The following is an 18,757-nucleotide window of genomic DNA, read 5'->3' as shown; positions in this document are numbered from 1 at the left end:
CGGGACATTGCCCGGGGTCGTCGTCATCATCGGCGGTGCAGCTTGCTCAGCTGAGCTTGCCGCAGCACTGCTTGTACTTCTTGCCAGAACCGCACGGGCAAGCGTCGTTGCGACCGACCTTGGGGGCATCGCGGCGCACTGGACGCTGGTCAGCCATCTCATTCACGTGCCGCTGGCCATCGTCCTCCGCTGCCGGCGCCTCGTCATGCCGACTGGCCGCCTGGGCGCTTTCCCGAGCCAAGGCTTCGCGCCGCTGGCGCTCGAGTGCGTCGACTTCCTCTGGCGCACGCACCTGGACGTGACTGAGGATACGCGTGACGTCGGCCTTGATGTTGGTCAGCAGATTCTGGAACAGCTCGAAGGACTCGCGCTTGTACTCCTGCTTCGGATTCTTCTGCGCATAACCACGCAGGTGAATGCCGCGACGCAGGTGGTCCATCGACTGGAGGTGCTCTTTCCAGCGAGTGTCCAGCACCTGCAGCATGACCTGCTTCTCGAACCGACGCATCAGCTCTTCACCGGCGATGGCCACCTTGGCCTGATAGGTCTCGCGGTGCTGAGTCTGCAGGCGTTCGCGCAGCTGCTCCTCGTGGAACCGGTCATCCTCTTCCGCCCACTGCACCACCGGTGCCTCGAGCTGGTACTCGCTCTTGAGGTGAGCCTCAAGCCCGGCCAGGTCCCACTGCTCCGGCAGGCTCTGAGGCGGCACAAAGGCACTGATCGCCTCGTCCAGCACCTCTTCGCGAATGCCCATCACATTCTCGGACACGTCACTGGCCGCCAGAATTTCGTTGCGCTGCTCGTAGATCACACGGCGCTGGTCATTGGCCACATCATCATATTCAAGCAGCTGCTTGCGGATATCGAAGTTGCGACCCTCGACCTTCTTCTGGGCACGCTCCACCGCATTGGACACCATCTTGTGCTCGATGGCTTCGCCTCGTTCGAGTCCCAGCGCCTGCATGAGCTTCTGCACACGCTCGGAGCCGAACAGACGCATCAGATTGTCTTCGAGGGACAGGAAGAAGCGCGTGGAGCCCGGATCGCCCTGGCGACCGGAGCGGCCGCGCAACTGGTTGTCGATACGCCGCGACTCGTGGCGCTCAGAACCGATAACGTGAAGGCCACCGGCCGCCAGCACGGCCTCGTGACGCTCTTTCCAAGCCTCCTTGAGCGCTTCGACATCGGCGTCGGAGGGGTTGTCCAGGGTGGCAGCTTCCGCCTCCCAGTTGCCCCCCAGCATGATGTCGGTACCGCGACCGGCCATATTGGTGGCAATGGTGACGGCACCAGGACGACCGGCCTGGGCGATGATGTCGGCTTCGCGCTGGTGCTGCTTGGCATTAAGCACGTTGAAGTCGATGCCCGACTTGCGCATCAGCTCTGCCAGATACTCCGACGTCTCGATGGATGCGGTACCCACCAGCACCGGACGACCGGCCTCGACCTGTACCTTGACGTCCTCGATGATGGCCTCGTACTTCTCTTCAGCACTGAGGTACACCAGGTCATTCATGTCCTTTCTCGCCAGCGGGCGATTGGTCGGAATGACCACCACGTCGAGTCCATAGATCTGACGGAACTCGAAGGCCTCGGTATCCGCAGTACCGGTCATGCCGGACAGTTTTTCGTACAGGCGGAAGTAGTTCTGGAAGGTCGTCGAGGCCAACGTCTGACTTTCACGCTGAACCGTCACGCCCTCCTTGGCCTCGACAGCCTGGTGCAGGCCTTCCGACCAGCGGCGGCCGGGCATGGTACGACCGGTATGCTCATCGACGATCACGACCTGACCGTCACTGACGATATAGTCCACGTCGACGTGGTACAGGTGTCGTGCACGCAGGGCCGAGTGCATGTGCTGCAGCAGGTTGAGGTTCTGCGCGGCGTAGAGAGAGTCCTCCTCGCCCAGCAGCCCCTGGGCCCGCATTAGCTCCTCCACTCGATGGTGGCCACCCTCGGTCAACTCTACCTGCTTTTGCTTCTCGTCCAGAGTGAAGTCGCCGCTCTCGGGATCTTCCTCGTCGGTGCACGGAGCAAGCTCCTGGGCCAGGCGATCCACGACCTTGTAGAGCTCGGTGTTTTCATCCACTGCACCGGAGATGATCAGCGGTGTGCGAGCTTCATCGATCAGGATCGAGTCGACCTCATCGACAATGGCGAAGTAGAGGTCACGCTGAACCTTGTCCTCCAGCGAAAACGCCATATTGTCGCGCAGGTAGTCGAAACCAAACTCGTTGTTGGTGCCATAGGTGATGTCGCAGGCGTAGGAATCACGCTTTTCTTCAGACGTCTGGCCGGAGTAGATCACCCCCACCGACAGCCCCAGAAACTCATACAGAGGGCGCATCCAGTTGGCGTCACGCCGTGCCAGATAATCGTTGACGGTGACGACATGCACGCCCTTGCCGGGCAACGCATTCAGATACACCGCCAGCGTGGCTACCAGGGTCTTGCCCTCGCCGGTCTTCATCTCGGCGATCCGGCCGCGATTGAGGGTCATGCCACCAATGAGCTGTACATCGAAATGGCGCATGCCCATGACCCGCTTACTGGCCTCGCGCACGGTGGCAAAGGCTTCCGGCAGCAGCGCGTCCAGCGACTCGCCCCCGGCCAGACGCTCACGGAACTCCGCCGTGCGGGCACTCAGGGCAGCGTCGTCCAGGCTCTCCAGGCTCGACTCGAGCTCGTTGACGGCGCGCACCTGGCGAAACATACGTTTGACGTCACGGTCGTTCTTGGAACCGACCACTTTACGCAACAGGGAATTGATCATGACACTTCCTGACATTGACTGGCTGAAGTGAGCTCTCCGCTCATCGGAAAACTCACGCAATAACGACGTCCTTGATGTCAGCCAACGACAGGGGGAGCCCTTGGCGCGCGTACATCCAGTGCAGCGACCGCAGGCAAATAAAAGGCATCCCGGCGCAGATCAGCGCGTACCGGGTGATAGGTGAGGGAGACTCGAGGGTGAGTGGCCAGCCGATGCCGACAGGCCTTGAGCATGGTATGCGCGCGTATGACCGCCGGGGCCATGATACATATCTGCACCAGCCGCTCGGTCGCTCTGGGCGACTCGGCCGCCGCCAGGCTGGCCGGTAACAGACACCCTACCAGCAAACCGGCCAGCCACCACCGCGCTACACGCCGGGCACTCGCCTCGCGGGGGCAGCTACGATGTGATTCCAGGGCTGTCATGCTGTCGGGCAACTCCGTCGCGTGCTAGTCTCGGTGCCACCCATTGGCAACGACACACTCTCCATTGATCCTGGGAAACCCCAAGACACAAGCTCATGAGTATAAAGGTTAAGCGGTTCCGCGCCCAGTCCATGACCGGCCTTCTTGGAGGCCGCGGGGAACTGGGCGGACTGATGCGCATGGCACGACTGATCGAGCGTGCCCAGGAGCACCTGCGTAGCGAGCTGACAGCCCCCCTGGCCGACCATCTGTTTGTCGGCGGCTTTCGTGACGGACGCCTGACCCTGATCACCGATGGCGCGGCCTGGCTCACACGACTGCGCTACGAACAGCCACGACTTCTGGAAAGCCTGCACCAGCTGCCGGAGTTTCAGGCGGTCACCGGCTTTCACTTCAAGGTCCGCCCGGTACGCCCTGCCAAGGTCGCCCCCCGACAGGTCAGGCGACTGCCGGCCGAGGCCGGAGATGAGCTGTCGAGCTGTGCGGCAGACATCGAAGACCCTCGTCTGAAGCGTGCCCTCGAACGGCTGGCCGCCCATGCAGAATCCCGCTCCGACCGCTAGCAGCGCGTCGCCCACGGCCGCGCAACGAACCCATCGACCGGCCACCCCACCTACCACACTGCGCTAGCGACCAGCCGCGGCAAGCACGCTCGACGCGCACTGGCAACGTACGCTCGTGACGTCCACTCGGTTTGCGGCGTTGCTCGCCCACCCCCCTTCGCCACGGAACTCTCCCTTCGCCACGGAACTCTCAAACAGCAAAACGCCGCCCCTGGGGGCGGCGTCGATGCAGGTCACGAGTACGGGCACGGGCAACAACAGGCAATGGCAAGCGAGGTGAGACTGGCGATCTGCGGGACGCTCACATCACCCTGCCACCCGCGACATCACGCCATGGCGGGCGCTGCGTAGGAAATCGGAGCGGGCTCGGCCTCGCTCTCGAAGGTCACAATTTCCCAGGCCTCCGGCTGCTCGATCAGGGCACGGCACAGCTGATTGTTGAGCGCATGCCCGGACTTCACGCCGCGGAACTCGCCAATCAGGCTGTGTCCCAGCTGGTAAAGGTCGCCGATGGCATCCAGCACCTTGTGCTTGACGAATTCATCGTCGTAACGCAGACCACCGTCGTTCACGATGCGGTAATCATCCACCACGATGGCGTTGTCGAGGCTACCGCCAAGGGCCAGATTGTTGGATCGCAGATACTCGAGATCACGCATGAAGCCGAAGGTCCGCGCGCGGGACACTTCCTTGACGAACGAGGTGGTGGAAAAGTCCACCATGGCCGTCTGCTTCTGATCTTCGAACACAGGATGGTCGAAATCGATCGCGAAGGACACCTTGAACCCCTTGTGGGGCAGGAAGATCGCTTCCTTGTCGCCTTCGGTGACCTTGATCTCGCTCTTGATGCGGATGAACTTCTTGGCCGCATTCTGCTCCTGAATACCCGCAGACTGGATCAGGAACACGAAGGGTCCGGCGCTGCCGTCCATGATGGGCACTTCCGGCGCGCTGACATCCACGTAGGCATTGTCGATACCGAGACCCGCGAAGGCGGACATCAGGTGCTCCACCGTCGCAACTTTTTCACCATCCTGGGACAGGGCAGTACACAGGGTAGTGTCGGTGACGTTCATCGCCTGGGCCGGGATGCGAACTTCCGGCTCGAGGTCGGTGCGCACGAACACAATGCCCGTGTCCACCGGCGCAGGACGAAGGGTGAGATACACCTTCTTGCCGGAGTGCAGTCCCACGCCCGTCGCGCGGATGACGTTTTTCAGGGTGCGTTGTCTGATCATTGTGCAGTCGCCAGGCAGTCGTTGGTTATGAAACACCGTTCACTATAACACCGAACGGACGTTTCAACAAAAAAACCTTGCCTTCCGATGCCCGCACCCGGAAAACCCTACGCTCGTTTCGATCAATCCGCCTGCCGACGCAAGAACGCCGGGATATCCAGATAATCGTCGAGCTCTTGTGACTTGCGCTTCTCGGCCTGGGGTCGCGCGGACTCCTGCGGCTCAGGCTTGCTCGCTGCCGCGACGCCGGCGCCACCCTGGCTGCGATTGATCGCACCCTGCTGGGGGCGTTGACGTGCCTCAGGACGTCGAGTCTGCTGCTGGCTGGCAGGCTTCTGCTGACGCGACACCTGAGCATCCAGGCCCGCAGCCACCACGGTAACGCGCAACTCGTCGGTCATGTCCATGTCGATGGAGGTACCCACGACGATGGTGGCGTCCTGGGAAGCGAACTCCTGGACAGTGGCACCGACGTCGTTGAACTCGCCAATGGAGAGATCTGGCCCTGCCGTGATGTTGACCAGAATGCCCCGGGCGCCGTGCAGGTCGATGTCTTCCAGCAGCGGGCTGCGAATGGCCTTCTCGGCGGCTTCGCGAGCACGATTTTCACCGGTGGCTCCACCGGTTCCCATCATCGCCATGCCCATCTCTGACATCACCGTTCTGACGTCGGCAAAGTCGACGTTGATGATGCCCGGACTGGTGATCAGCTCGGCAATCCCCTGAACCGCACCCAGCAGCACATCATTCGCGGCGCTGAAGGCGGTCAGCAGAGTGGCGCTCTTGCCCAGAACGGACAGCAGCTTTTCGTTGGGGATGGTGATCAACGAGTCGACGTGCTCGGACAGCTCCTTCATTCCCTCTTCGGCTGCGCGCATGCGCTTGGGACCTTCGAAGGGGAACGGGCGCGTGACCACGGCAACGGTCAGAATGCCGAGCTCCTTGGCCACCTGGGCGACCACTGGCGCGCCACCGGTGCCGGTACCGCCACCCATGCCAGCCGTGATGAAAACCATATCGGCACCGCCAAGCAGCTCGGCGATGCGCTCACGGTCTTCCATGGCGGCCTGACGGCCGACCTCAGGGTTGGCGCCAGCGCCGAGACCCTTGGTGATCTCGCCACCAAGTTGCAGAACGGTCTTGGCTGACACCCGCTTGAGCGCCTGAGCATCAGTGTTGGCGCAGATGAACTCCACCCCTTCGATGCTGCTCTCGACCATGTGATTGACAGCATTGCCGCCGCCGCCACCGACACCGATGACTTTTATGACCGCGCTGCTTGAGGGCGCGCTATCTACGACTTCGAACATTTGCCCCGTCTCCTGAGCCGCTTGAGCGGCCCTTTCAGAAATTTCCTTTGAACCAGCCTTTTATCTTTTCCAGCGCCGGAATCCTTTCCTCTGGTCCACGCCGGGAGACGTCCTCGCGCCTCGGTTGCGCCGAGGTGGTGCCACCCTGCCCTTGGTGAGCACGACCCTGACGGGCTTCATGTAGAGCGTAATGTAACAAACCGACACCCGTCGAATAAATCGGATTTCGCACCACATCGGCGAGACCTCTCACATTCTGCGGACAGGCCACCCTGACCGGCATGTGAAATATCTCTTCGGCAAGCTCCACCACACCTTCCATGCGCGAGGTTCCGCCGGTCAACACGACGCCAGCAGCCACCAGATCCTCGAAGCCGCTGCGGCGCAGTTCGTCACGCACCAGGGTGAACAGCTCTTCGTAGCGAGGTTCTACCACCTCGGCCAGGGACTGGCGTGACAGGTCCCGTGCAGGACGGTCGCCAACGCTCGGCACTTTGATCATCTCGTCGCTGGAGGCCAGCTGAGTCAGAGCGCAGGCATACTTGACCTTGATCTCCTCGGCGTACTGCGCGGGTGTGCGCAGCGCCATGGCGATATCGTTGGTGACCTGGTCACCGGCAATCGGAATCACTGCAGTATGACGGATGGCGCCTTCGGTGAATACGGCAATATCGGTGGTACCGCCACCAATATCCACCATGCACACACCCAGCTCGCGTTCGTCTTCGGTCAGCACCGCATGACTGGACGCCAACTGCTCGAGAATAATGGCGTCCACATCCAGGCCACAGCGACGCACACACTTTTCGATATTCTGCACCGCATTGAGCGCCGCGGTGACCAGGTGAACACGGGCTTCCAGGCGCACACCGGACATGCCCAGCGGCTCGCGAATTCCGCCCTGGGTGTCGATGGCGAATTCCTGGGGCAATACATGCAGGACACGCTGCCCTTCTGAGATAGCCCTGGCCCTGGCGGAGTCGATGACGCGATCAATATCCGATGGCGCGACCTCCCGCTCCTTGATGGCCACGACCCCGTCGGAATTCATGGAACTGATATGGCTTCCTGCAATGCCGACATACACGGAATGAATGTCGCAACCTGCCATCAATTCCGCTTCTTCCACCGCCCGCTGAATAGACTGAACCGTGGACTCAATATTGATCACCACTCCCTTTTTCATACCTCGGGAAGGGTGAGAGCCGATACCGGCGATTTCGATGCCACCATCGTCGGTGGGCTGACCCACGATCGCTACGACCTTGGATGTTCCGATATCCAGCCCGACTACCATATTGGACACGTTGGATGGACCTGCCATGAGCCGGGAAATCTCCTTGAACGGATTCCGTAACCTTGGAACCTGCCGCTGTTATAAAAAAACCTGGGACGATTATAGAAACAAGTGCACTTGTTCGGCCAGCCCAGGACGTTCATTCATTCCACGATACGGGCTCATTTAAACAAAAGAAACCTCGAAAACCTGTCTTTGAACAGCAAGAGTGTCGCCACTTTTAATCGCCGTCGTTCTTTTGTCGATTAAAGGCGACGCTCAGCCATTGGACGATTCGCCCCCATCGACCGGCTCCGTCTCACCATGCCAGGCCACGGAGACCCCGTTGGGGTAACGCAGATCGATGTAGCGAATGTGCGACGCCACACTGCCCAACTCACCTCGCCAAGCGGCTTCGAGACGCCCGAGGCGTGCTTCGAGATCGCCACGCCCGAGCATGATCCAGACCCCACTGGCCAACTGGAAGCGCCATGCACCGCGTGGCTCGAGGCGCAGCTGCTGCACGTCGAGCCCCATCCGCTCCAAGCGCTGCTCCAGGGTGGCGAAGTAGGCCAGCACCTCTGCGCCCGCCCCCACCGGACCCGCCATGTCCGGCAGACCGTCAGGGGGCGCTACCGGAGCGTAGGCGAAGGGCTCGCCCTCGGCATTCAACAGCTTGTCATCGTTCCAACGGGCCACCGGGCGCTGCTCTTCCAGCTCGAAGGTGAGCGCATTCGGCCACTCGCGACGAATGCGCACTTCCTTCAACCAGCCGACCTTGAGCGCCTCTTCCCGCAGGGCCTCCAGATCCACCGACAGCCAGGTCTTGCCCTGTACCAAGGGTGCCAATTGTCGCTTGAGATAAGAGGCGTCCACATGATGCAGCTCACCTCCAATGGACACTCTTTCGATGGGACGATCAAGCCATAGCCATAACGCCTGACCGCCCGCCCCCAGCAGGACGACGAGCAGAAAGATGCCAAGCGACGAGCCGCGTCGGGTCATGTCAGCCGCGCTCCCTGGCGGTATCGATGATCCCCAGTACCAACTGGTCGAAGTTCATCCCGGCGTGGGCTGCCGCCTGAGGCACCAGACTATGATCGGTCATGCCCGGCACCGTATTGACCTCAAGCAGCCAGAAACGCCCGTCGCCGTCCCGCATCACGTCGACACGCCCCCAGCCCTGGCAACCAATGGCTTCGAAAGCGGCGACGCACAGCTCGCCCAGCGCCGTCTCTTCGGCCTCGCCCAAGCCGCACGGGAGGTGGTAGATCGTCTCGTCGGACAGGTATTTGGCCTCATAGTCATAGAAGCCGCTGGGCACCTCGACGCGAATGGCCGGAAGCGCCCTGTCGCCAAGAACCGACAAGGTAAATTCGTCTCCGCTCACAAAACGCTCGGCCATCACTCGGGCGTCGAATCTGGCGGCCTCGTGATAGGCATTTTCGAGCTCGGAACGGCTCTTGACGATGCTGATGCCGATGGTCGACCCCTCATGCACTGGCTTGACGACCAGTGGCAGCCCCAGCTTCGCAACGACCTCATCCCAGTCAGCTGAGGGTGTCAGCAGTACGCTCTCGGGGGTGGGCATCCCCAGCGCCTGCCACAGCGCCTTGGTGCGCATCTTGTCCATGCCCAGCGCCGACGCCAGCACGCCGCTACCGGTGTAGGGAATGCCTGCCAGTTCCAGCGCCCCTTGCAGACAGCCGTCCTCACCGCCCCGGCCATGCAGAGCGATGAACACCAGGTCAGGGCTCAGCGCCTCGAGCCCGGCGACGCCGCCGTCGGCGAGGTCGTAGCCGGTCACGTTCAGACCCAGGCGCTGACAAGCGGCCAGCACCGCTGCACCACTCTTCAGGGAGACCTCACGCTCGGCGCTGTGGCCGCCATAGACAACCACAACATGGCCAAGGGATTGCGCGTGTTGGTTCACAGTGTCACCTCATCAAACTGCAGCAGAGCATCGGCCAGTCGCTGGGAAATCCCCCCCACGTCGCCCGCGCCTTGAGTGATCAGAATGTCGCCAGGCTTGACCACCTTGGCCAGCAACGCCGGCAGCTCCGTCTTGTCCTGGGCAAAGATCGGGTCCACTTCTCCGCGCTGGCGGATCGATCCGGCCAGGCTGCGCCCGTCGGCACCGGGAAGCAGCGCTTCACCAGCGCTGTAGACGTCGAGCAGCACCAGGGTGTCGACGCTGGACAGCACGCGCACGAAGTCCTCGTAGAGATCCCGTGTACGGGAATAACGGTGTGGCTGGTACACCATGACCAGACGACGGCTGGGCCAGCCATCACGCACCGCCTTGATCACCATCTCCACTTCACGGGGATGATGGCCATAGTCATCGACCAGCATAACGTCAGCTTCGGCTTCGCCGTCACCCTCACGCCGGGGTGCAGGGAAGTTGCCGTGAACCTGGAACCGACGTCCGACGCCGGCAAACCCGGCCAACCCTCGGAGGATAGCGCCAGCTTCGACCCCGGCATCCGTCGCCACGGCAATCGCGGCCAGTGCATTCAGCGCGTTGTGACGGCCCGGCATGGCCAGCCTCACCTCGAGATCTTCAAGATCCCCCGGGCGCACCGCGGTAAAGCGGACTTCACCAGCACTCTGCTCGAAGTTCTCGATGCGGTAGTCAGCGTCAGCAGAGAAGCCATAGGTAACAAACTGGCGATTGATACGGTCCAGCAGGCCTCTCACGTTGTCATCATCGATGCACAATACTGCAAGGCCGTAGAACGGCAGGTTGTGCAGAAACTCGATAAAGGTGTGCTTCAGCCGCTCGAAATCTCCACCATAGGTGCTCATATGGTCGGCATCGATATTGGTCACGATGCTGACCATGGGCTGCAAGTGCAGGAAGGATGCGTCAGATTCGTCCGCCTCGGCCACCAGGTAGTCACCCTGGCCTAGCTGGGCGTTGGTGCCAGCACTGGTCAGCTTGCCGCCGATAACGAAGGTGGGATCCAGCCCGCCTTCACCCAGCAGGGTAGCCGTCAAGCTAGTCGTGGTGGTCTTGCCGTGGGTGCCGGCAACCGCGATGCCGTGCCGAAAGCGCATCAGCTCGGCCAGCATTTCCGCCCGGCGCACTACCGGAACACGATGTTCGTGGGCCCACTTGAGCTCTGGGTTGTCCTCGGCCACTGCGGTGGACACGACGACCACGTCCGCGCCATCGGCGTGCTCCGCGGCATGTCCGATGAACACCCGCGCGCCGCAGCTTTCCAGGCGAGCTACCACGGATGAGCGTCGCAGATCGCTGCCGCTGACGTGATAGCCCTGGTTAGCCAGCACCTCCGCGATACCGCACATGCCGGCGCCACCGATACCCACAAAGTGAATGCGACGAATCCGGCGCATGCCCAGGCCACGTGCGGGTGCCGGGCCTTGTCCGGCAAGAGGAGATGGGATCACTTGGCCGGGTACCGGCCCTTGGGTCTGATTACTCAAAGCCTGTCTCCATACAGCCCGCTACCAGTCGATCCACGGCGTCCAGATGGGCCTCAGCCCGTGCCTTGCTCGCCATGCTCGCCAATGTGTCGGGCTCAAGCAACGTCTCAAGGCGCTGTGCCAGAGACGTCGGGTTCATGTCTCGTTGCTGAATCAGTGCCGCCGCGCCAGCGCTGACCAATGCCTGGGCGTTGGCCGTCTGGTGATCGTCCACCGCATGGGGAAATGGCACGAACAAGGCTGGCTTTGCCGCCGCAGCCAGCTCGGCCACGGTCAGGGCACCGGAACGGCAGACCACCAGGTCGGCCCAGTCATAGGCCGCCGCCATATCCGCGATAAAGTCACTGACCTGTGCCTCGACGCCGCTGGCGGCGTAGCCCTCGCGGGTCGCCTGGTCCTTGTCGCGCCCCGCCTGATGGCGGACCTCGGGACGCATCTCTTCCGGGAGCGAGGCCAGCGCCTCGGGCATCTGTTGATTGAGCGCCAAGGCACCCAGGGATCCGCCCACCACCAACAGGCGCAGTCGCCGGCCACGCATCTCGCTGGCCTGGCGCAGGGTGTCGCCCAGCGCGGCAATATCCTCACGCACGGGATTGCCGATCACCTCTGCCCTGCCGCCAAAGGCCTGGGGAAAGGCGGCATAGACGCGCCGCGCCAAGCGCGACAGCGCGCGGTTGGTCAAGCCGGCGACCGCGTTCTGTTCATGTATCACCAGTGGCTTGCCACACCACTTCGCCGCCAGCCCACCGGGGCCGCTGGCGAAGCCGCCCAGCCCTACCACCAGCTGGGGGTCGTATTCACGAATGACCCGGCGAGCCTGACACACTGCACGGGACAGCCGCACCGGCGCCAACAACCAGCCGGCAGCGCCGTTACCGCGCAAGCCGCTGACAGCGATCTGGTGAAGCGGGATGCCCGCCTCCGGAACCAGACGATTCTCTATGCCCCTGGGGCTACCCAGCCAGGCCACCTCAACGCCCTGAGCCTGAAGGCCCCGCGCCAGCGACAGTGCGGGAATAACATGTCCCCCGGTGCCGCCGGCCATGATCAATGCTCGCCTTCCCTGTTGCTCGCTCACGGCTTCACTCCTGCAGCCTGGGTTCGTCTCGGCGCCCTGCGCCCCGACTCGCGCTTGGCTGTCGGAGACTGCCGGCGCAATCGCTCGCGGGTCTCGACATCCACCCGCAGCAGCAGTGCCACCATGACACAGCTCACCACCAGGCTGGACCCGCCGTAGGACAGTAGCGGCAGGGTCAACCCCTTGGTCGGCAGCATGCCGGTACTGACCGCAATATTGATAAATGCCTGGGCGCCAATCACCAGCGCAATGCCATAACTGAGGTACGCAGCGAAGGGCATTCTGGCAAGCTCAGCCCGGCGACCCACCGCCATTGCCCGCCATACCAGCAGGGCGAACAGGCCAACCACGGCGATGGCCCCGATCATGCCGAGCTCTTCAGCCAGCACCGCAAACACGAAATCGGTGTGTGCTTCTGGCAGGTAGAACAGCTTCTGCACGCTATTACCCAAGCCCATGCCGATCAAATGGCCGCGCCCAAAGGCGATCAACGCCTGGGTCAGCTGATAACCACTGGCGAACTGGTCCGCCCAGGGATCGATAAAACTGGTCAGGCGTGCCATCCGGTAAGGTTCGGCCACCGCCAGGATGGCGCCGAGAGACCCCACCAGGATAAACAGCAGAATGAAGCGCCCCCAGGGCGCCCCAGCCATCAACAGCATCCCCATGACACAGCTGGTCATGACCACGACACCGCCGTAATCCGGCTCGAGAATCAGCAGCACCGCGACCACGCCCACCACCACCAGAGGACGCAGGAACGCTCCCCACTGACGCCTCACCTGGGGCAAGAACCGCTCAAGATAACCGGCCATGTAGGTGATCAGGCAGAGCTTGGCTACCTCGGAAGCCTGCAAATTGAACGGCACTCCGGGAATCGACAGCCAGCGACGGCTGCCATTGACCTCACGCCCCACCAGCAGCACCAGCAGCAGAAGCACCAGCCCGACCAGCAGCAGCAGCGGGCCATTGGCCTTCCACCAGGCCAGCGGCACTCGCAGCGCCAGAGCGCCAACCGTCAGGCCACCCAGCACAAAGATGCCGTGTCGAATACTGAAGTACCAGGCATTGCCGGTCAGGCTGGTCGCTACTTCGGTAGACGCCGAGGTCACCATGATCCACCCCATCAACAGCAGCGACAGGGTGGCGACCAGCAACCAGCCATCAAAGCTGTGATCACGAGTCGACAGGTGCTCGCGCAGGACACCGAAACGATGCCGGGTTCGGGACAGGCGACTCATGTACGGCCTCCATTGGCCAGAGCGTGAACAAGCGAGCGGAAGGCCTCGCCGCGAGCCAGATAGTTGGGGAACTGGTCGAGGCTGGCGCAGGCAGGCGACAGCAACACCACGTCTCCCGGCTCGGCGATGTGCCGGGCACGCTCAACCGCAGCGCGTAGATCGTCGACCCGCGTCACCGGCACCCGCTCGGCCAACGCCTGTGCCAGCTGCGGCGCGTCTTGACCAAACAGCACGGCCTCCCGTGCGTAGTGCCCCAGCGGCTGCGCCAAGGGACTGAAGTCAGCCCCCTTGCCCACACCGCCGGCCAGCAGGATGAGCCGCCCCTTGAGGGTCGGCCCGAGTCCGGCAATGGCGGCCAGCGTGGCGCCGACGTTGGTGCCCTTGGAGTCATTGATCCAGTCGACCTCCCCTACCGTTGCCAGCCACTCACTGCGGTGCGCAAGCCCGGTAAACCTCTCCAGCACGCTGGCCATGTCCTCCAGCGGAAATCCGAGCCGATACCCCATGGCCATGGCGGCCAAGGCGTTGGCCTGATGATGGCGTCCTACCTGACGCATGCGGGAAACCGGGAACAACGGGCGCGGGCCATGCATGAACCACGGCTCGCCCTGGTGCTCTGCCACGCCCCAGTCATCATGCTCGGGCGCGGGTTCCATGACCCCAAAACGCGACACCGCAGGCAGTGACGACTCTGGCCAGGTCTCGGGGTCTTCCGCATTGATGACCGCATGGGAGGCACCGCGGAAGATCCGCTGCTTGGCTCGACGATAGCCTGCCATATCACCATGGCGATCGAGGTGGTCCTCACTCAGGTTGAGAAAGGCAGCGGACTCGGCGCCAAGCCAAGGGGTGGTCTCAAGCTGAAAGCTGGACAGCTCCAGGACGTAGAGGTCCGCCGACGGCTCCTGTATCAGCAGGTCGAGGGCCGGGGTACCGAGATTGCCTCCCACCGCGACCTTGCGACCGGCCTCACGCGCCATCTCGCCTACCAGGGTGGTCACCGTGGACTTGGCATTGGCGCCGGTGATGGCGGCGATCGGTGCCTGGCAGGCGCGGCAAAACAGTGCAATCTCGCCGATCAGCCGTGGCTCTCCCGTATCGTCCCGGCGATCCTCGGCAAGGGCTGCAAAGCAGGGCTGATGGGGGTCGACACCTGGGCTGAGCACGACTTCCCGCGCGGGATCGAGGACGAGCCCCGCTAGTGGGCCTAGGCGGTACGGCACCTCGGGAAACTCACGCAGAAACGCATCGAGTCCAGGCGGGGCGTCGCGGGTATCCACCACCATGAACTCTCGGCCAAGGCGCTCCAGATGACGACAGATAGCCATCCCCGATACCCCAAGACCCACCACCACCGTCATCGACGCCGGCACCACCAGGTGCTGCGGCAAGCGTGAGCGACTCGCGTTCATGTCAGCCTCAGCGAATCTTGAGGGTTGCAAGACCCAGCAGCACGAGCACCACGGTGATGATCCAGAACCTCACGATCACACGCGGCTCAGGCCATCCCTTCAATTCGAAGTGATGGTGCAGCGGAGCCATGCGGAAGATCCGCCGCCCGGTCAGCTTGTAGGAGCCCACCTGAAGAATGACCGACACGGTTTCCATGACGAACACGCCGCCCATGATGAACAGCACCACCTCCTGGCGCACAATCACCGCGACCACACCCAGCGCAGCCCCCAGGGCAAGTGCGCCCACGTCGCCCATGAAGACCTGGGCGGGATAGGTGTTGAACCAGAGAAAACCGAGGCCAGCGCCGGAGATGGTGGCGCAGAACACGGCAAGTTCACCGGCACCGGGAATCATCGGAATCTGCAGGTAGCTGGAAAACACCGCATTACCGCTGGCATAGGCAAACACCCCAAGCCCCATGGCCACCATGACCGTCGGCATGATCGCCAGGCCGTCCAGGCCATCGGTCAGGTTCACCGCGTTGGACGCACCGACGATCACCAGATAGGTCAACAGGATATAGAACAGGCCCAGGGGCAGGACGAAGTCCTTGAACAGGGGCAGGATCAGGCTGGTTTCCACCGGCGATGCCGCCGTCACGTACAGCACCACCGCAGCCGCCAGACCAATCACCGACTGCCAGAAGTACTTCCAGCGAGCAGGCAGGCCCCGCGGGTTTTTCTCCACGACCTTGCGATAGTCGTCGACCCAACCGATGGCACCGAAGCCGAGGGTCACCAGCAGCACCACCCACACGTAGTGGTTGGTCAGGTCCCCCCACAACAGCGTGCTCACCGCCATCGCCATCAGGATCATCGCACCGCCCATGGTCGGTGTCCCCGCCTTGGACAGATGCGACTGAGGACCGTCATCGCGAACCGCCTGCCCGATCTGACGTTCGACCAACCGGCGGATCATCAGCGGCCCGAACCACAGGCACAGCACCAGCGCAGTGATGGTCGCCAGAATCATCCGCAGAGTGAGATAACCAAAGACGTTGAAGGCGCTTTGATAGTTCGCCAACACTTCAGCCAGGAAAAGCAACATGTATCAGGTTCACCTTGAAACATCTGGGCGCAAGGCTGCCACGACAGTCTCCATCCCCGCAGAGCGGGAGCCCTTCACCAACACGCTGGCGCCTTGGGGCAAATGTTGCTGCACGTGGCGGACCATCGCCGCCTGATCAGAAAAATGGCACCCACCTTCACCGAAGGCCTGGGCGGCAGGGTTGGCCGCCTCTCCCAGGGTGCCGAGAAATGTGATACCGCGTTCCCGCGCGTAGCGCCCGATGTCCGCATGCAGCTCATCGGACGCGGCTCCCAGTTCACCCATGGCGCCGAGCAGACACCAATGCGGGCCAGGCAGACCCAACAGCGCATCGATCGCCGCCTTGACTGCCCCTGGGTTGGCATTATAGGTGTCATCCAGCAGCCGACTGTCACGCAGCCCCTGCTCGACCGTCAGTCTCCCGGCCGTCGGGGTGACCAGCGCAAGACCGGCCACCACCTCTTCCCCGGAAAGCCCCATTGCCATGGCCGCTGCGGCGGCTGCCAGAGCGTTTGACACATTGTGCAGGCCCATCAGGGGGAGCTGCACCCGCCCCAGCACACTGCCATCGAAATTCAGCGTGAAAGCATAGCGCCCGAGCTCATCACAGACCAGTTCCGAGGCATTCATGCGTGCTTCTCGGGTCAAGCCGAAACCGATGACCTCGCGTGGCGCCGCCAAGGCTGACCACATCGAGAAGTAGCGATCATCGCGATTCAGCACGGCGATCCCGGAGTCTGCCAGACCGGCCAGGATTTCCCCCTTGGCCTGAGCTATCCGCCCCATGCCACCAAACTCACCGACGTGGGCACCCGTCACATTGGTAATCACCGCCACCTGGGGCTCGGTCAGTGCCGTTGTCCAGGCAATCTCGCCGAGATGGTTGGCCCCAAGCTCCACCACCGCCTGGCGGTGCTCGGGCGCCAACCGCAGCAGCGTCAGTGGAGCGCCGATATCGTTGTTCAGATTGCCCTGGGTCGCCAGGGTCGAGCCTGCGCGGCCGAGCAGCGTCGCCAGCATCTGCTTGACGGTCGTCTTGCCACTATTACCCGTCACCGCGACGATGGGACCCTTCCAGGCCCGCCGATGGGCTCTGGCCAGCAGCCCCAGCGCCATCCGCGTATCCCCCACCACCAGCTGTGGCAGCGGATCGTCCACCGCGCGCTCGACCACCGCCGCGATCGCACCGGCCTGGCGCGCCTGGGACACAAAGTCGTGAGCGTCGAAGCGCTCCCCTCGCAACGCCACGAACAGCGAGCCGGGAACCAGCTGACGCGTGTCAGTGACGATCGAAGCCATCTCGCTGTCTTCAACATCCGCCTCGGACAGGCCTAGCGCACGACAGACGCCTGACAGCGTGGTGAGGTCATCACGACGCATGCTTAGAGCCTCCTTGGACGCTGATCGAGGGCGGCTTGCGCCTCATCCAGGTCGGAAAAGTCATGGCGGACGCCAAGCACTTCCTGGTAGGTCTCGTGCCCCTTGCCGGCCACCAGAATGACGTCATCGGGACCCGCTTCCGCCACCGTTCGGGCGATCGCAACGCCACGACCAGCAATATTCCAGGCGCTGGCGCGCTGTTCGGCGGTCAACCCCTCCAGCATGGCCTCACGGATGGCAGCAGGGTCCTCGCTGCGTGGGTTGTCATCGGTGATCACCACAGCTTGGGCGTGACGGGCAGCCACCTGTGCCATCAACGGGCGCTTACCGCTGTCGCGGTCGCCACCGCAGCCTACCAGACACCATAGCTTGCCACGCCCAGGCAGATGCGCCTTGAGCGCTGCCAGTGCGTTGTCCAGGGCATCTGGCGTATGGGCGTAGTCGATGACCACCACCGGTGCATGCTCGCGCAGGATGGCCTGCATCCGCCCGGGCACCGGGGTCAAGCGCTCGGCGGCAGCCACCAGCTCGTCGATGCCCGCGCCAAGCCCATAGAGGCTGGCCATCGCCAGCAGCACGTTGTCGAGATTGAAGCGACCCAACAATGGCAGCTGCAGCACCCGCTCTTCGTCGGGGGTCGCGATCAGCGCGCGCTGGCCGCTGGCATGCGGCTCCACGTCCAGCACTCGCAGCGACACGTCAGACGCCTCACCACAGGCCAGTACGCGGGTATCACGGGACACCCCGGCCAGCATCAATCGCGCCAGAGGATCGTCACCATTGACGACCGCCAGCCCGAGCTCAGGGCGCTTGAACAGCTTTGCCTTGGCTGCCGCATAGGCCACCATGCTGCCGTGATAGTCCAGGTGGTCGCGACTGAGATTGGTGAACACGGCGGCATGGAAGCGACATCCCGCCACGCGGTCCTGCTCGAGAGCGTGGCTGGACACTTCCATGGCCACCCGTTGCAGCCCCGAGGCCGCCAACTCACCCAGCTGGCGCTGCAGCGCCAAGGGCTGGGGGGTGGTGTGAATGCCCTGAGCAAGAGCGCCAGGGCGCCCGTGACCCAAGGTGCCGATCACCCCGCAGTCGACACCGATGGCCGCTGACAGCTCGGCAATATAATGGGTCACTGAACTCTTGCCATTGGTCCCGGTCACCCCGATCAGCTCCAGGCTGTCGGGTACCTGGTAGACGCTGCGAGCAAATTCGCCGAGCCTGTCAGCGAGCTCTGGCAGCCACAGCACTCGACCATCGATCCTGGGCTGGTCCTCCTTCGCCTCGGCGAGGACCATCAGTGCCCCCTGGGCCAGAGCCTGATCGACAAAGGCTCGACCGTCGCCCGCCACGCCAGGGATCGCGATAAAGACATCGCCTTCGGCGATCTCGCGACTGTCGGTGCTGAGCGTCACCGCCAGCGCCTCGTCCTGATCGTCCTGCGTCAGCGGAAGGTCTTGCCAACACTGCAGCAGCACGCCCTTGAGGCGTGCCAGAGAAAGGGTCATGCCAGGCTCCGTCGAG

15 protein-coding genes are annotated in these 18,757 nt (G+C 63.1%); 1 reads left to right on the top strand and 14 read right to left on the bottom strand.

What is annotated here, in order from left to right; all coding sequences use genetic code 11:
- Window positions 1–46: 46 nt before the first annotated feature.
- Window positions 47–2,773: a preprotein translocase subunit SecA gene (secA, locus tag KUV72_RS09785; protein ID WP_206937335.1), complete on the bottom strand. Its 2,727-nt coding sequence runs from the start codon at window positions 2,771–2,773 to the stop codon at window positions 47–49.
- 77 nt (window positions 2,774–2,850) lie between these two features.
- Window positions 2,851–3,198, bottom strand: coding sequence for a hypothetical protein (locus tag KUV72_RS09780; RefSeq protein WP_222238142.1), 348 nt, complete (start codon window positions 3,196–3,198; stop codon window positions 2,851–2,853).
- A 95-nt stretch (window positions 3,199–3,293) separates the two neighbouring features.
- On the opposite strand from KUV72_RS09780, the gene KUV72_RS09775 reads away from it, so the two are divergent.
- On the top strand, window positions 3,294–3,761 hold the full coding sequence (locus tag KUV72_RS09775; RefSeq protein WP_222238140.1) for a DUF721 domain-containing protein: 468 nt from the start codon (window positions 3,294–3,296) through the stop codon (window positions 3,759–3,761).
- Window positions 3,762–4,087: 326 nt separating this feature from the next.
- On the opposite strand, the gene lpxC is transcribed toward KUV72_RS09775, so the two are convergent.
- The 12 genes from lpxC to KUV72_RS09715 form a co-directional block, all read right to left on the bottom strand.
- Window positions 4,088–4,999, bottom strand: coding sequence for a UDP-3-O-acyl-N-acetylglucosamine deacetylase (gene lpxC / locus KUV72_RS09770; RefSeq protein ID WP_222163017.1), 912 nt, complete (start codon window positions 4,997–4,999; stop codon window positions 4,088–4,090).
- A gap of 122 nt (window positions 5,000–5,121) precedes the next feature.
- A complete protein-coding gene (gene ftsZ / locus KUV72_RS09765) occupies window positions 5,122–6,309 on the bottom strand; it encodes a cell division protein FtsZ (protein WP_206937325.1) in 1,188 nt (395 codons plus the stop codon).
- Window positions 6,310–6,343: 34 nt separating this feature from the next.
- Complete coding sequence (gene ftsA / locus KUV72_RS09760) at window positions 6,344–7,633, bottom strand: cell division protein FtsA (protein ID WP_206937323.1); 1,290 nt, start codon at window positions 7,631–7,633, stop codon at window positions 6,344–6,346.
- Between the two features lie 231 nt (window positions 7,634–7,864).
- Window positions 7,865–8,590: a cell division protein FtsQ/DivIB gene (locus KUV72_RS09755; RefSeq protein ID WP_222238138.1), complete on the bottom strand. Its 726-nt coding sequence runs from the start codon at window positions 8,588–8,590 to the stop codon at window positions 7,865–7,867.
- Between the two features lies 1 nt (window position 8,591).
- On the bottom strand, window positions 8,592–9,518 hold the full coding sequence (locus KUV72_RS09750; protein WP_222238137.1) for a D-alanine--D-alanine ligase: 927 nt from the start codon (window positions 9,516–9,518) through the stop codon (window positions 8,592–8,594).
- Window positions 9,515–10,945: a UDP-N-acetylmuramate--L-alanine ligase gene (gene murC / locus KUV72_RS09745; protein ID WP_222163230.1), complete on the bottom strand. Its 1,431-nt coding sequence runs from the start codon at window positions 10,943–10,945 to the stop codon at window positions 9,515–9,517. Before murC ends, KUV72_RS09750 begins: the two co-directional genes overlap by 4 nt.
- A gap of 82 nt (window positions 10,946–11,027) precedes the next feature.
- Window positions 11,028–12,113 (bottom strand): undecaprenyldiphospho-muramoylpentapeptide beta-N-acetylglucosaminyltransferase, encoded by a 1,086-nt coding sequence (gene murG / locus KUV72_RS09740; protein WP_315857875.1) that lies wholly within the window; start codon window positions 12,111–12,113, stop codon window positions 11,028–11,030.
- Window positions 12,110–13,354 (bottom strand): putative lipid II flippase FtsW, encoded by a 1,245-nt coding sequence (ftsW, locus tag KUV72_RS09735; protein WP_206937315.1) that lies wholly within the window; start codon window positions 13,352–13,354, stop codon window positions 12,110–12,112. Before ftsW ends, murG begins: the two co-directional genes overlap by 4 nt.
- The gene (gene murD / locus KUV72_RS09730; protein ID WP_222238135.1) at window positions 13,351–14,766 is read right to left on the bottom strand and encodes a UDP-N-acetylmuramoyl-L-alanine--D-glutamate ligase; all 1,416 of its coding nucleotides are present in this window, start codon (window positions 14,764–14,766) and stop codon (window positions 13,351–13,353) included. The genes ftsW and murD overlap by 4 nt, the downstream gene beginning before the upstream one ends.
- A 7-nt stretch (window positions 14,767–14,773) precedes the next feature.
- The gene (gene mraY / locus KUV72_RS09725; RefSeq protein WP_206937310.1) at window positions 14,774–15,856 is read right to left on the bottom strand and encodes a phospho-N-acetylmuramoyl-pentapeptide-transferase; all 1,083 of its coding nucleotides are present in this window, start codon (window positions 15,854–15,856) and stop codon (window positions 14,774–14,776) included.
- A gap of 9 nt (window positions 15,857–15,865) precedes the next feature.
- On the bottom strand, window positions 15,866–17,236 hold the full coding sequence (murF, locus tag KUV72_RS09720) for a UDP-N-acetylmuramoyl-tripeptide--D-alanyl-D-alanine ligase (protein ID WP_222238134.1): 1,371 nt from the start codon (window positions 17,234–17,236) through the stop codon (window positions 15,866–15,868).
- 2 nt (window positions 17,237–17,238) lie between these two features.
- Window positions 17,239–18,741 carry a UDP-N-acetylmuramoyl-L-alanyl-D-glutamate--2,6-diaminopimelate ligase gene (locus KUV72_RS09715; RefSeq protein WP_222238133.1) on the bottom strand — a complete coding sequence of 501 codons (1,503 nt, stop codon included), beginning with the start codon at window positions 18,739–18,741 and terminating at the stop codon, window positions 17,239–17,241.
- Window positions 18,742–18,757: the final 16 nt, after the last annotated feature.

The sequence above is a fragment of the Halomonas sp. DP4Y7-1 genome, from assembly GCF_019800705.1.
Classification (GTDB): Bacteria; Pseudomonadota; Gammaproteobacteria; order Pseudomonadales; family Halomonadaceae; genus Halomonas; species Halomonas litopenaei_A.
Note: the sequence above shows the minus strand (reverse complement) of the source record. Positions and strands in the feature narration are given on the sequence as shown.

Bases quoted from the DNA above. Each gene is read 5' to 3' on its own strand.
- secA (WP_206937335.1), bottom strand. From the start codon at position 2,773: ATGATCAATTCCCTGTTGCGTAAAGTGGTCGGTTCCAAGAACGACCGT.
- KUV72_RS09780 (WP_222238142.1), bottom strand. From the start codon at position 3,198: ATGACAGCCCTGGAATCACATCGTAGCTGCCCCCGCGAGGCGAGTGCC.
- KUV72_RS09775 (WP_222238140.1), top strand. From the start codon at position 3,294: ATGAGTATAAAGGTTAAGCGGTTCCGCGCCCAGTCCATGACCGGCCTT.
- lpxC (WP_222163017.1), bottom strand. From the start codon at position 4,999: ATGATCAGACAACGCACCCTGAAAAACGTCATCCGCGCGACGGGCGTG.
- ftsZ (WP_206937325.1), bottom strand. From the start codon at position 6,309: ATGTTCGAAGTCGTAGATAGCGCGCCCTCAAGCAGCGCGGTCATAAAA.
- ftsA (WP_206937323.1), bottom strand. From the start codon at position 7,633: ATGGCAGGTCCATCCAACGTGTCCAATATGGTAGTCGGGCTGGATATC.
- KUV72_RS09755 (WP_222238138.1), bottom strand. From the start codon at position 8,590: ATGACCCGACGCGGCTCGTCGCTTGGCATCTTTCTGCTCGTCGTCCTG.
- murC (WP_222163230.1), bottom strand. From the start codon at position 10,945: ATGCGCCGGATTCGTCGCATTCACTTTGTGGGTATCGGTGGCGCCGGC.
- ftsW (WP_206937315.1), bottom strand. From the start codon at position 13,354: ATGAGTCGCCTGTCCCGAACCCGGCATCGTTTCGGTGTCCTGCGCGAG.
- murD (WP_222238135.1), bottom strand. From the start codon at position 14,766: ATGAACGCGAGTCGCTCACGCTTGCCGCAGCACCTGGTGGTGCCGGCG.
- mraY (WP_206937310.1), bottom strand. From the start codon at position 15,856: ATGTTGCTTTTCCTGGCTGAAGTGTTGGCGAACTATCAAAGCGCCTTC.
- murF (WP_222238134.1), bottom strand. From the start codon at position 17,236: ATGCGTCGTGATGACCTCACCACGCTGTCAGGCGTCTGTCGTGCGCTA.
- KUV72_RS09715 (WP_222238133.1), bottom strand. From the start codon at position 18,741: ATGACCCTTTCTCTGGCACGCCTCAAGGGCGTGCTGCTGCAGTGTTGG.